This window comes from Streptococcus pseudopneumoniae ATCC BAA-960 = CCUG 49455 (assembly GCF_002087075.1).
Taxonomy (GTDB): Bacteria; Bacillota; Bacilli; order Lactobacillales; family Streptococcaceae; genus Streptococcus; species Streptococcus pseudopneumoniae.
Genome location: NZ_MWSM01000058.1, coordinates 1 through 12,108, shown reverse-complemented (window position 1 = coordinate 12,108; position 12,108 = coordinate 1). Strand labels below are relative to the sequence as shown.

The 12,108-nt window shown below is 41.7% G+C and carries 14 protein-coding genes; all 14 read left to right on the top strand.

Annotated features, from left to right (window positions below):
* Positions 1–33 precede the first annotated feature (33 nt).
* A complete protein-coding gene (locus B4W83_RS10770; protein ID WP_000506468.1) occupies positions 34–1,182 on the top strand; it encodes a phage portal protein in 1,149 nt (382 codons plus the stop codon).
* Entirely contained in the window at positions 1,163–1,885 is a 723-nt protein-coding gene (locus B4W83_RS10765; RefSeq protein ID WP_000152604.1) for a head maturation protease, ClpP-related, read from the top strand. The genes B4W83_RS10770 and B4W83_RS10765 overlap by 20 nt, the downstream gene beginning before the upstream one ends.
* 18 nt (positions 1,886–1,903) lie before the next feature.
* Positions 1,904–3,019 (top strand): phage major capsid protein, encoded by a 1,116-nt coding sequence (locus B4W83_RS10760; RefSeq protein ID WP_000976937.1) that lies wholly within the window; start codon positions 1,904–1,906, stop codon positions 3,017–3,019.
* Positions 3,020–3,032: 13 nt separating this feature from the next.
* Positions 3,033–3,323 carry a hypothetical protein gene (locus B4W83_RS10755; RefSeq protein ID WP_000401889.1) on the top strand — a complete coding sequence of 97 codons (291 nt, stop codon included), beginning with the start codon at positions 3,033–3,035 and terminating at the stop codon, positions 3,321–3,323.
* A complete protein-coding gene (locus tag B4W83_RS10750; RefSeq protein WP_000598693.1) occupies positions 3,316–3,504 on the top strand; it encodes a hypothetical protein in 189 nt (62 codons plus the stop codon). The genes B4W83_RS10755 and B4W83_RS10750 overlap by 8 nt, the downstream gene beginning before the upstream one ends.
* On the top strand, positions 3,491–3,880 hold the full coding sequence (locus B4W83_RS10745) for a hypothetical protein (RefSeq protein WP_000830391.1): 390 nt from the start codon (positions 3,491–3,493) through the stop codon (positions 3,878–3,880). The genes B4W83_RS10750 and B4W83_RS10745 overlap by 14 nt, the downstream gene beginning before the upstream one ends.
* Positions 3,873–4,271 carry a hypothetical protein gene (locus B4W83_RS10740; RefSeq protein WP_000094295.1) on the top strand — a complete coding sequence of 133 codons (399 nt, stop codon included), beginning with the start codon at positions 3,873–3,875 and terminating at the stop codon, positions 4,269–4,271. Before B4W83_RS10745 ends, B4W83_RS10740 begins: the two co-directional genes overlap by 8 nt.
* The gene (locus B4W83_RS10735; protein ID WP_000588569.1) at positions 4,271–4,651 is read left to right on the top strand and encodes an uS13 family ribosomal protein; all 381 of its coding nucleotides are present in this window, start codon (positions 4,271–4,273) and stop codon (positions 4,649–4,651) included. Before B4W83_RS10740 ends, B4W83_RS10735 begins: the two co-directional genes overlap by 1 nt.
* Positions 4,652–4,667: 16 nt before the next feature.
* Positions 4,668–5,264 carry a major tail protein gene (locus tag B4W83_RS10730; protein ID WP_000216339.1) on the top strand — a complete coding sequence of 199 codons (597 nt, stop codon included), beginning with the start codon at positions 4,668–4,670 and terminating at the stop codon, positions 5,262–5,264.
* Positions 5,265–5,309: 45 nt separating this feature from the next.
* Positions 5,310–5,603, top strand: a complete 294-nt coding sequence (gpG, locus tag B4W83_RS10725) for a phage tail assembly chaperone G (RefSeq protein WP_001151571.1) — start codon at positions 5,310–5,312, stop codon at positions 5,601–5,603.
* A gap of 248 nt (positions 5,604–5,851) precedes the next feature.
* Positions 5,852–6,082 (top strand): hypothetical protein, encoded by a 231-nt coding sequence (locus B4W83_RS10720; RefSeq protein WP_000087358.1) that lies wholly within the window; start codon positions 5,852–5,854, stop codon positions 6,080–6,082.
* 56 nt (positions 6,083–6,138) lie between these two features.
* Positions 6,139–10,314, top strand: a complete 4,176-nt coding sequence (locus B4W83_RS10715) for a phage tail tape measure protein (protein WP_000146322.1) — start codon at positions 6,139–6,141, stop codon at positions 10,312–10,314.
* Positions 10,314–11,012, top strand: a complete 699-nt coding sequence (locus B4W83_RS10710) for an adenylosuccinate synthetase (protein WP_000499601.1) — start codon at positions 10,314–10,316, stop codon at positions 11,010–11,012. The genes B4W83_RS10715 and B4W83_RS10710 overlap by 1 nt, the downstream gene beginning before the upstream one ends.
* A partial coding sequence (locus B4W83_RS10705; protein ID WP_083022288.1) for a phage tail spike protein occupies positions 11,009–12,108 on the top strand: 1,100 nt, incomplete at its 3' end. The genes B4W83_RS10710 and B4W83_RS10705, both read left to right, overlap by 4 nt.

The following is a 12,108-nucleotide window of genomic DNA, read 5'->3' as shown; positions in this document are numbered from 1 at the left end:
TAGGTTGGTAATTGGATAGGAAGGAGGGGAAGCATGGGGTTCTTAAATTTATTTAAGCGTGATGCGCCTGATGTTGGTTTTGATTTTGAAGAGTTGGAACGAATGTTGGGGTGTTTGCAGTTAAAGAGTTTAGCGATTGATAAGTCGGCGGAGTTTGTGGCTCGTATCTTTGCTAAGTCGGAATTTCGGTATATGGTGGAGAATCATCATGTGACGTCAGACTGGGATTATATTTTAAATGTGCGTCCCAATAAGAATGAGTCGGCCTCGGAGTTCTGGCAGAAGGTCATTTATCGCTTATTGACGAAAAACGAAGTACTCATTGTTTTGTCTGATGATAAGCAGTTACTGGTAGCTGATGCTTTTACTCGTAGGCGTTATGCTCTGTATGATGACACCTTTGAGATGGTGTCTGTCGGGGATTATACATTTCAGAGGAAGTTTGCTATGAGTGATGTCATCTTTCTTCAGTATAATAACAATCGCTTGCAAGAATATGTATCTGACTTGTTTTCTGATTATGAAAAACTACATACTCGTCTGGTGGAAGCCTTAGCTAGAAATAATCAGATCCGTGGGGTTCTGGCTACAAAAGCGAATGGAACTTTTGATGAGGATAAGAGAAAGAAACTGCAGAGATATGCGGACAATCTTTTTAAGTCCTTTACGTCTAAGACGGTTGCCATTGTACCGACAATGGATGGTGTGGAGTATTCGGAGTTGACCAATACGGTAGGAACTACAAATCTATCAGTTGAAGAGTTGAAGAAACTGAGACGTCAATTTGATGACGAGGTTGCGGATATATTAGGTTTGCCGACGGCTTTGATGCATGGAGATATGGCTGATTTGTCTAATAGCCAGAAGATGTTTAACAGTTATTGTTATGAATCGCTGGTTAAAAAAGTGGGTGACGCTCTAAACCATGCTATGGTGAGTTCGGCTGGATACGCTAATCAGAAAAAATTTGTGATTTTTGGTGAGGGGGGACTGGATAAGTTTGCTCTGGCTGAGAACATAGATAAACTCATCTCATCTGGGGCTATGACTCGAAATGAGGTGAGATTGGAACTTGGTCTTGAGGCTGTTCCTGGTGGGGATTCTTTCCTTATCACTAAGAACTATCAGGGTGAAAACGAAATAGAGAAAGGAGGAAATGAGGATGACAATCATTCAGATTAAGGGAGCGATTGTATCCAATGATGACCGCTGGTTTTATGATTGGCTAGACATGGATGCAACTGCTCCTAAGGATATTGTATTGCCGACGACGGGAGAAGATGTGGAGGTGCACATCAATTCTGGTGGTGGTGATGTGTATGCTGGTAGTGAAATCTATACAGCATTGCGTGCTTATCAGGGGCATGTGACGGTGAAAATCGTGGGGATTGCTGCTAGTGCTGCGAGTGTTATCGCTATGGCTGGTGATCAGGTGGAAATTAGTCCTACAGCGCAAATCATGATCCATAATGTATCTGCTGGTGTACGTGGTGACCATAAGGCGCTCTTGCATGAGGCTGGTGTGTTAGAAGGGTTTAATAAGTCCATCGCATATGCCTATATTGATAAGACTGGTAAGGCATTAGATGATTTACTGGATCTAATGGAGGGTGAAACGTGGTTTGATGCTCGTTCTGCTGTTAATCATGGCTTCGCAGATAAGGTCATGTTTGAAAGTCAGGAAGCTCCTGTCTTGGTAGCTAGTCAGACACCTGTGATTCCTCGTGATTTTATCGAAAAAATCCGATCTGCGATGACCCCAGATGTGGAGTTATTGGCGGACTTGGTTCGTGATAGGTTGAATAACAGTTTACCTATCCCAGAAGATAAGAAAAAAGAAGACAAGACGGCTGAACCTGTGGGGTTGGGTCGTTTCCCATTTTAAGAAAGGAAATAAAAAACAATGATGAAACTTGGTAATGAATTTACAACTGCTCGTCAGAACTTTATGAATGCAGTAGAAACTGGTGCTCCTATGGAAGAGCAAAATAAGCTCTATAACGAGATGATTGAGGCATTGACAGATAAGTTGCAAGATGATGCTCGAGAAGCTGCTCGTAAAGAAATCGCAACTATGAATCCATACGATGCACAGTTGACTGCTGAAGCTCGCGAATTTTTCAACAACATTGAGAAACTTCCTCCCAAAGGAATTGAGAAATTGTTCCCTCAGGAAACAATTGACCGTATTTTTGAGGATATGGTGGCGGCTCGTCCACTTCTTCAACACATCGGCTTGCGTAATGCTGGTATTCGTTTGAAATTCCTCAAGTCTAGTCGTACAGGTCAAGCGGTTTGGGGTAAAATCAATGCTGAAATTCAAGGACAATTGAAACAAGAATTTGCTGAAGAAGAAGCGATTCAGTCTAAATTGACTGCTTTTGTTGTAATCCCTAAAGACTCTGAAAAGTTTGGTCCTGCTTGGCTACAGTCTTACGTATCCATTCAAATTACAGAGGCCTTTGCAGCTGCTCTTGAAGCTGGTTATTTAAATGGTGATGGGGACAACAAGCCTATCGGGTTGTCTCGTACTCTTACAGGGACTGCAGAAAGTGAAAAAGTAACTTATGCTGAGAAACAAGCTCAGAAAAAACCATTGACTTTCGCAGACTCTGCTACCGTGGTAAAAGAGTTGACGGAGGTTTATAAATACCATTCTACAAAAGCTGACAATACCACTCCTGTTGCAGTAGAAGGTAATTTGGTTATGGTAGTGAACCCTGTAGATGCCTGGGATGTGAAGAAGCAATATACGTCTCTCAATGCTCAGGGTGTATATGTAACAGCTATGCCTTATAACCTCATCTTGGTTGAGTCGGTTGCTCAAGCGTCTGGTAAGGTGACTACATTTGTCAAAGGTCGCTACGATGCCTTTGTAGGTGGGGGGATTGAATTTGGACGATTTACCGAAACCTATGCTTTAGAAGACTTGAATCTCTACACTGCTAAGCAATTTGCTTATGGTAAAGCGCATGATGAAAAGACTGCTGCTGTGTGGACACTGAGTATTGCAAAATAAAAGGTGACGAAGGATGGAGATTGAAGCTAAACTTCATTCCCTCCTTATTCCTTTTAAGGAGCGGATGAGAATTTTTCATAGCGGAGAAGATGCGAATCTCTCACGGATGTTAGAAAGTTCTCAAATGGTTATTACCCGCTTGGTAGGAAGTGGGAATATACACGATCATCAAATAAGGGAACTTATCTTAGAACGTGCTCGCTATGTCTATAATGACCAAGTTGAATTTTTTTACGAAAATTTCAAAGCGGATATTTTAGCATTATCGTTAGATAAGATAGAAATGGAGGATAGTGATGATTAAGGTATTAAAAGAGTTTTATGACCTCAAGGAGGGAGTCCTTAGGCAGGTCGGAGAAAGGTTTGAAGCGACAGAAGAACGATTTGCTGAGCTAAAGGAACATTTACCTGACTATGTCGAGTTGGAAAAGTCGTCCAGAAGTCGTAGCTCTAAGGAAGTAGTGAGTGTAAATGAAGAGGAGTGAGGGACCAAGCTATCGTTACAAAAAGCCTGAGTCTCAAAATGGAGACCTGAGAACTCCCCTGACTTTCTATACCTCTAAAATAAAAAAAGGGGTTGATGGTCGTGATGTGAGTTACGAGAAGGCTTTTTATACGATGGGGCAAACTTATTCTCCAAGTATGAAAGACGTTGAGATTGCAACTGGAAAAGCGATGAAAGCTAAGATGACTTTGAAGATTCGTGACCCTCTGACAGATTATCAGCCTGAAAATCGGCATTTTGTCGAAGTGGGGGATATCCGTCTAGTTGGTAAGAAATGGCAAATCATTGATGTCCGTCCTGATTTTGCTAATCGGGATTTTTTGATTGTCCTTATCGGAGGTGGTCGTGATGTCTAGTGGAGCTAATCTAAAAGGATTTGATGATATTTTGAGGAATATTGAGGCTCGACTAGGAGAGCCGGTAGTTCGTAGAAAGGTCAACAGAGCCTTGAAGGAGACGGTTGAGGAGTTTGAGCCAACTTTCAAACGGGCTATGGCGGTGTACGCTGACACTGGGAAGACGGTTGGTGCGGTCGTTCATGGGAATGTGACTGGTACATCCAGCGGAGTTCCAATGGTTAAATTAGGTTTTAAAAGTCCTCGTTGGACTATTATTCACTTAAATGAATTTGGATATGCAAAGAATGGGCATCCTCGTGGTTTCGGAGTCATGCGCCGCTTTTTTGAAGCGAGTAAGCCGGTCTTTAAGTCTAAAGTCGGCATGAAGTTAAAACAGGAGTTTTTGTAATGATTAAAGACAAATTAACTGAACTCTACGATGCTTTGGAAGAGGATGAGTCTTTATCTGGTATTAGTATCAAGTCTTTTGAGCGTCCTGAGAGCTTGGGAGATGGCGAGACCAGTATTGTCATTATCCCTGTAGGGCCTCCAATGCAGACGGCTCACGGTAGTAATACTAGTTTGGCTAAGACTTTTCTCTATCAAATCAATGTAGAGTCTACTAATCGAGTGGAGTGTAAAGAACTCCAAGGAAGAATTGAAAAAATAATGGAAGAACAGGGATTTTATCAGACTGAAGGTGGTTTGGAACAATGGATTCCTGATATTAAGCGCTATGTAGACGTTCGGACTTATCGTGGTATGAGCGCTCTATATGAGAAATACTAGAAAGAAGGAAAAAGAAATGACAGTAAAAGGAACTGCACTTATCGGACTTAAATCAGTCACCATTCGTGTGCATGATGGACAGACTCCAACGGTTGGACAGAACCTCTTCACGCTAGAAGGTAAAGATAATGAAGGGGCTACACAGACCGCTAGAGTAACTGGATTATCTAGTGACCCTGTAAAGACTTATGGTAGTAATGTGGCTTATCACGTCTCCAATCGAGGAGTCGGTGATGTTAAGGTAGAGATGGGCTTGCTTGATGTCCCATTAGCTTTATATACGAATGCTTTGGGGTATGGCGATGATGATGGTATCTATTACTTCGGTGCAGACACAGTTGCCAAGAATGTTTCCATTCTCATTGAAAGTAATACTGCTGATGGGGAACCTGTTTACTATGGTTTTTATAAAGGTCAGCTTTCTATGGATGCTATTGATTTTGAAACGCTCAAGGATAAGGCGAATGAGTTAGCTACTACTAGTGTGAATTTCACTGCGACAGCTAGTTCAGACGTTGCAACTAAGGGGCGTTATGGTGCTATTGTTTATGGTTCAGATGCTGAAAAGTTGAAGAAATTGAAAGGTCAACTAAACATAACCGCTGCGGGGTAGAAGGAGGGCGAAAGCTCTCTTTTACTTTTTTAGAAAGGAAAGTATATGGCTAAGGTTCAATTTACAATTAAAAATGACAAGGGAGAAGATGTCCTAAAAAAGAGCAAAGAAATCACAACTCGTGATTATCGTGACTATTTGGTCATGAACGAATCCTTGACAAGTGATTTATCTGAGGTAGAGAAGCTTGATAAGCAGTTGGGATTTATTGCTAGTTTGTTTGATGATGTGACAGTAGAACAATTACTAGAATACACAGATTTTGCGAAAGTGATTTCTATTTTTACAGCAATTTATGCTCATCTGGTAGGTGATGTAGACCCAAAGGAAAAGAGCTAGCACCTGGGCAAGCGATCAAACGTTTTTATGGTTTTGTCAAGCAAGTTACAGAGGGTCCTTATGGAATGAGTATTCGTGATGTGATGGATACGAGTTGGGAGGACTTGATGGGGGTCTTGGGAAGTCTGGAAACGAGTGAACAAGAAGAAGTGCTTGACTTGGCAGATTTTTTAGAAAGTCTCTAGGTCAAGACTTTACAAATCAAAGGCTTAGGAATATAATAGAGATATGTAAGGGAGGTGGAAGAAATGTCTCGAAAAGAAAAAGCATGTAGAAGATATTGGTTTTGGTTTACCATTTTTATCCTTTATCTTGCTTTTGGCTTGTATTGTATTTGTACAAATTTTGTAGATATCTTTGGTATGCTCTTGCTATCACCCTTTATCTTTGCTTCCCTGCCACTCTATGCTTATCTATTTCTTGGTATGTTTATCTGGGCTTTTATGAACATGGCAATGGATGATTTTTATAAAGAATGATGAAAAGTCCGTAAGGGCTTTTTTCTTTGCTCTGAGGAGTTAGGAAGGAGAACAAGATGGCAAGCGGTACGCCGTTAGGTCAGATGTATATCGAGCTAGGGTTGGACGTGTCAAAGTTCAGTCCTACTCTAACTGGTGCAAAAAACGCTGTAAAGTACTTTCAAAATAATGTCCGTTCTTTGGACAGTACTTTAAAAGGCAATGAAAAAAATGCTAGCTTACTTCAAGCAAAATACAAGACTTTAGGACAAGCCATTGATTCACAACGTAAAGTTTTGGATGAGATGAAGAAAAGTTTTGATAAACTTGAACCGGGGACAGCTAAATTTGACAAGGCTGCTGCTGATATTCAGCGTGAGAATGCCAAGTTGGCAGTAATGGAAGGTCAGCTACGCGGTGTTGAAAAAGCTTTGCAAGATGTGGGGCGTGAAAATAGTTGGTCTGGTAAGATGGATACCTTGAGTGAAAATTTTGCAAAAGGTGGAGAAAAATTGCGGGCTATGGGCGATGCAATGAAGCCTGTGTCTGCTGCTTTATTAGCTGGTTTTACGCTTTCTACTAAGAAAGCTATTGACTTTGAAAGCCAGATGAATACAACTAAATCTCTGTTAGCTGATACCATTCCAATAGCGGATGAACTGAACAGTACCACACAAAAGCTGGGTGAAAGTTCAAAAAATTGGGCGAAGCAGTATGGGATTTCTACTGCATCTATCAATGAAGGGATGCAAGAAATTATCAAGAAAGGTTTTGATGCCAATCAGACAATCGAAGCCATGCCTGCTATCCTAGACGCTGCAAAGGCGTCTGGTGAGGACTTCAATACGGTTATGAACGCCACTACGAATATTTTGCAACAATTTGGGCTATCTACTCAGGATACAGAGCGAGTAACCAATAGCTTAACCTTTGTCGCCAATAAAACGGCTGCTGGTTTTGCTGATATGGGGGCTGCAATGGAGTATGTTGGTCCCGTTGCTAAAAACGTTGGTATGAACTTGGAAGAGACTGCCGCTGCTGTTGGTCTTTTGTCCAACAATGGTATTGCTGGTGAAAAGGCTGGTACGGCTCTGCGTGGAGCTTTAACAAGGCTACTGAAACCATCAGAGCAAAATGCAAATGCAATGGAGAAGCTTGGTTTTTCTGCAGAAGAATTTCGTAGCGGCGCGATTAAGCTACCTGATATTTTGGATCGTATCAAAAAGAATACGGAAGGGATGACAGATGCTCAGAAATCGGCCTTGATTGCTACAGCCTTTGGTACAGAAGCTCAGACAGCGATGAATATCTTGGTTGACCAAGGTGGAGATGCGTTGCGTAATCTTGCTAACGAAACCAAGGGGGCGACAACTTATACCAAGGATTTAGCAAATGAATTATCTAAGTCTTCTAAAAATGGTGTGGAACGTTTTAAATCTAGTTTAGAAGTTTTACAGATTAACATTGGTCAGAAATTATTACCATTACTAACTCCTGTGATTGATAAGGTGAACCAATTTATCGACTGGCTAAGTAAGGCTCCTCCAGCCGTACAGAGCTTGGCGGTTGGTATTGGTGGTTTTTTGGCTCTGGGCTACCCTTTCTTGAACTTTCTAGGCAATGGGGCGACGGCTCTTAGTATTTTGATAAAACATGCCGGTAAATTAGAAGGACTATTAAAGGACGGTCTCGGTCTTGCTAAATTGACAGAGCGTGCTGGTAAATTAAAAGGACTTTTACAAGGTGGTCTCGGTCTTGCTAAGGTAGGAAGCGAAGCTACTGTTTTAGCGGAAGGAGCTGGCGCTGCTGCATCTAGTTCTAGTCTCTTGTCTGGAGCTATTGGGGCTTTGACAAATCCTATTGGTTTGCTGGTGGGTGGTGCTGCTTTACTAGCTGGAGGATTGGTCTATCTAGGACATAAGAAAGACGAGGCTCGCATTAAGGCGGAGGAATTTGGGTCTCAGTTGAGTGATACTGCAAGGAAAGAGTTAAGAGATTTCCAAAGTAAGGTAGATGATACCAGTACAGCAGTAGCCAACTTTGGAACCCACGCTGGCGATGCTGAAAAAGTTTCTGAAGCTTTTCGAAAACTTCATGAAGAGGTAGCAGCAGGTGCTGAAAAAGCTAATCAACGTATGGAAGAATTAGCTAAAAAGTTGGGGTTTAGCGATGAAGAAATCGCTAAAATGAAAGTAAAAAATGACCAAGTTGTTTCAAATACCGATGCAATGGCTAATCAGGTCAGTGAAATCTACAAACGTCATAATGGAGACGCTAGCAAGTTTTCTCAAGAAGAAAAAGAAATCGTCTTAAACAACCAAAGAGAGATGATCAAAGCTAGAATCGAAATGATGGAATTATCTGGCGAACAACAAAAGGCTGCGCTTCAGGCTCTGAATGGAGAGATTGGTAGTTTAAATGAAACGCAATTAAAGCACACAAGAGATGTTTTGAAGAAGGCTCTGGATGAAGAAAATCAGTTATACAAAACCTCAAAAGATGGATTGAAACAACTCTTAGATGCCAAACGTATCGATCAAGAAACTTACAATAAAAAAATTCAAGAACTTGAAACAAACCACCAGCAAACCATGGAAGCCTTAGGTACTAAGTATTACCAGGTTATGCAAAACCTTGACGCTAAGGTAAAAGCTCGAACTGGACAAAGCTGGAACTACTGGGAAGAAGCTAAAAAGGTTCTGGAAGAATATGGTTTGTCTTATGAAGTAATCGGTCAAAAGGCAGCAGAAGCTTCTCAAAAAATGGGTGATTCCCATAGCATTCTTGCTAAGTATACTAGTGATATGAGCAAGGAAACGAGAGAAGCGAATGATGCTTGGTCTTTGCTCGTCGGAAACATTGATGAAAACAACAATTTTGTCATTAAATCAAACGTAAAAGAAGTGATTGGGGAAGCGACTAAATCTGCTGAGGGTTGGGAGCAATTGCAATTTATTGTTAAAAATGCGAATATCAACTCAAATGTTCGGGTAACGATTGCTGAAGCTCTCGTTGAGTCTGGTAAGTGGTCAACTATGACACTGGAAGAAAAACAGTTGATTGTCCAAAATCAAGCAGGACTGCAAGCTATCTTTGATAGTGAAAACCATCTTAGAATCTGGAACAGTATGCCTGCTGAAGTCAAGCAACTGCTTTTGGAAAATACAGATGTGATGAATAAGGCTGAGGAAGCTTCCAAAGCGCTCTATAACTATGATGCCTTGACTCCTAAGCAGAAAGAGTTGCTGGCTACGGATGAGAATTTCAGAAAGGCTGTTGCTCGTTCGACTGACACGCTAACGACTTGGAATGCGATTACTCCATTCACAAAAGATTTGAAACTAGATCCTACAAATGTTTTGAACAACGGGCAATTGTCAATAGATAAAATCATGGCTTGGAATCTATCTAATCCAGAGAATAAGTCATTAAATGCTATTGACAATACTAGTGAAGCAGTTGCTAGTGCAAAAGCGAGTGTGAACTCTCCGAAACAGGAAAAACCAATTGATTTACTTGCGAAAGATCAGACTGCAGGCGTTAGAAATGAGACGAGTGCGGCTATTAATGCGATTAAGCAACATAATCCAGTAGATATCCTTGCTAAAAATAGCACTTCCAGTACTGTCAGCGAGGTCAAAAGCGTCGTTAATAGCATTCAAGACAAAACGGTTACAATCAACGCTCAAGATAATGCGTCTGGCGTGCTTGCAGGCATTAGGTCTTGGATTACTAGGGTAACTGGTGATTTCTTTACCAATGTTTTTGCTAGTCGGCATGCCCACGGTACCAACTATCACCCTGGTGGTCTTGCTATGGTCAATGACCAACGCAATAGTACCTACAAGGAATTGGTTACTCTTCCAGATGGTAGGAGCTTCATTCCTGAGGGGAGGGATGTTCTTCTTCCTCTTCCTAAAGGGGCTAAAGTTTTGCGGGCGGATAAGACCAAACGCTTGATGCGTGAGATGGGGGTCCCTAAATATGCTGCAGGAGTTGGCATTCCGAGTGATGCTAAATTCCTTCGTGAGATGGAAGAAGCACAAGCTAAAATAGTGGTGCAAACAAAAGGAGATACAAATAGTAAAGACAGCGATAAAGTCGTGTCTGAGATAGCGATTCTGAGAGCAAGTATGGAGAAGATCCTTACCGCTATCCTTGAAAAGCCGTCAGATACTTACCTGGACGCTGATAAAATTTCAATGAGCGTCTACCAACGTCAAGGTGCGATTTATGCTAGGGAGGGAATGTAATGTTTTACATGATTATCAATGGTTTCAATACATCAACTATCCCTCACTGCGTGGTGACGGATTTTGGTCAGGTGGAGGCAGCTAAACCTAGGGTGGCTGAAGATGCTAACCTCTACGGAGCCAATGGAAGTTATCGGGTGCTAGATGGGGGCTATGAGAGTTATGAACGGACTTTTTCGTTCTATATTCCTAAGTTACTGGATGTTTCGACTATCGTGGAGAAATTTCAGCCTAAGGACAATGTGCTGGAGTTTAGCTACCAGTTGGGGTCTGTCTTTTATGCGGATTTCATCGGCGCAAAATACAAACCTCAAGGTATGCATGCCTGGAAGCTAGAGCTTAAGTTGAGTATGCAACCGTTCCGCTATCAGAAAAATCTTGCTCCTCTTATTTTTACCGCAAGCGGTAATGTCAACAATCCAGGATCTGTCTATAGCGAGCCTGTGATTGAGATTGAGGGAGACGGAGATATTTCTTTGACTATCGGAAGGACAACTATGCACTTGACCATTAGACGAAAAGTGACCATTGATTGTAGACATAAGAAACAGAATATCTACAACGCAGATGGTGTGGTTCAAAATACGCTACGAAAGCGTGGAGGCTTCTTTGAATTGGCTGTTGGCAATAACGGTCTGGTCTTTACTGGTGCGGTTCGTAAGGTCACAGTTCGGCCGAATTGGAGGTATATTTTATGATTTATCTTACAGAGGGAAATAGGCCTTTAAACGAGTCCTACAATGATGAAATTGTCCATTTGGGGAACAATACCTATCAACTGACCTTTCGCTTTCCTACATCGGATCCCAAGTGGGAATTGCTGAAAGAGGAAACCTTTTTGACAGCTGATGACCTTCATGGTGAGCAAGATTTTTATATTTTTGAGGTTGAAAAGCAACAAGGATATATTCAAGTCTATGCCAATCAGGTTATCAGTTTGTTAAATAATTACATCGTTAGCTCTATCGAGGTTGACCGTGTCAGTGGTACAAGGGTGTTGAGTGCTTTTGCTGGTAGTATTACCAGAGCCAATCCTTTTTCTTTCTTCTCTGATATTGATGATAGGCATACGCTCAATATCAAGGACAAGAATGCCATGGAGGTCTTGGCCAAAGACAAGCATTCTATCCTTGGTCAGTGGGGCGGAGATATGGTGCGAAACGGTTACAACTTACGCTTGTTAAAAAATGGCGGTTCTGAAAATGAATCGCTTTTTATGTACAAGAAAAACTTGTCCAGCTACCAGCACAAGACCTCAACGAAGTCTTTAAAAACTCGGATAACCTTTAAAACGACTGTTAAGGGCGAGGGAGAAAATGCGGTTGACCATGATTATATGGTGGTGATTGACAGCCCCTTACTTGGGAACTACAGCCAAATCTATGAAGATGTCGTGGAGGTCAATGACCAAGACGTGACAGATGAGGCTAGCTTGATTGCATATGGTAAGCAGTATTTTCGGACAAGTATGTGCGACATGCTAGAAGATAACCTTGAAATCTCGGTTGTCGGTCAGAGTGATGTTGCGGTGCAGATGTTTGATGTGGTCAGTATCTACCATGAGTGGTACGGTCTTGATGTTCGTAAGAAAATCACCAAATATACCTATTCGCCAATGGCAAAACGTCTAAAATCAATAGGTTTTGGGACCTTCCAGTCCAGTCTTGCAAATGCGATCGGTGGGATTGTAAATGATGCCGTTTTGAATGAAAGCCGAAATCTGCATCAGATTTTTGAAGAACGTTTGAAAAAGGAAATCGCCAACGCTGACCGTGCCTTTGACGCTGAATTTAC

Excerpts from the sequence above, each read along its gene's own strand:
- B4W83_RS10740 (WP_000094295.1), top strand. The coding sequence starts at position 3,873 with ATGTCTAGTGGAGCTAATCTAAAAGGATTTGATGATATTTTGAGGAAT.
- B4W83_RS10730 (WP_000216339.1), top strand. The coding sequence starts at position 4,668 with ATGACAGTAAAAGGAACTGCACTTATCGGACTTAAATCAGTCACCATT.
- B4W83_RS10760 (WP_000976937.1), top strand. The coding sequence starts at position 1,904 with ATGATGAAACTTGGTAATGAATTTACAACTGCTCGTCAGAACTTTATG.
- B4W83_RS10755 (WP_000401889.1), top strand. The coding sequence starts at position 3,033 with ATGGAGATTGAAGCTAAACTTCATTCCCTCCTTATTCCTTTTAAGGAG.
- B4W83_RS10720 (WP_000087358.1), top strand. The coding sequence starts at position 5,852 with ATGTCTCGAAAAGAAAAAGCATGTAGAAGATATTGGTTTTGGTTTACC.
- B4W83_RS10710 (WP_000499601.1), top strand. The coding sequence starts at position 10,314 with ATGTTTTACATGATTATCAATGGTTTCAATACATCAACTATCCCTCAC.
- B4W83_RS10735 (WP_000588569.1), top strand. The coding sequence starts at position 4,271 with ATGATTAAAGACAAATTAACTGAACTCTACGATGCTTTGGAAGAGGAT.
- B4W83_RS10765 (WP_000152604.1), top strand. The coding sequence starts at position 1,163 with ATGACAATCATTCAGATTAAGGGAGCGATTGTATCCAATGATGACCGC.
- gpG (WP_001151571.1), top strand. The coding sequence starts at position 5,310 with ATGGCTAAGGTTCAATTTACAATTAAAAATGACAAGGGAGAAGATGTC.
- B4W83_RS10750 (WP_000598693.1), top strand. The coding sequence starts at position 3,316 with ATGATTAAGGTATTAAAAGAGTTTTATGACCTCAAGGAGGGAGTCCTT.
- B4W83_RS10745 (WP_000830391.1), top strand. The coding sequence starts at position 3,491 with ATGAAGAGGAGTGAGGGACCAAGCTATCGTTACAAAAAGCCTGAGTCT.
- B4W83_RS10715 (WP_000146322.1), top strand. The coding sequence starts at position 6,139 with ATGGCAAGCGGTACGCCGTTAGGTCAGATGTATATCGAGCTAGGGTTG.
- B4W83_RS10770 (WP_000506468.1), top strand. The coding sequence starts at position 34 with ATGGGGTTCTTAAATTTATTTAAGCGTGATGCGCCTGATGTTGGTTTT.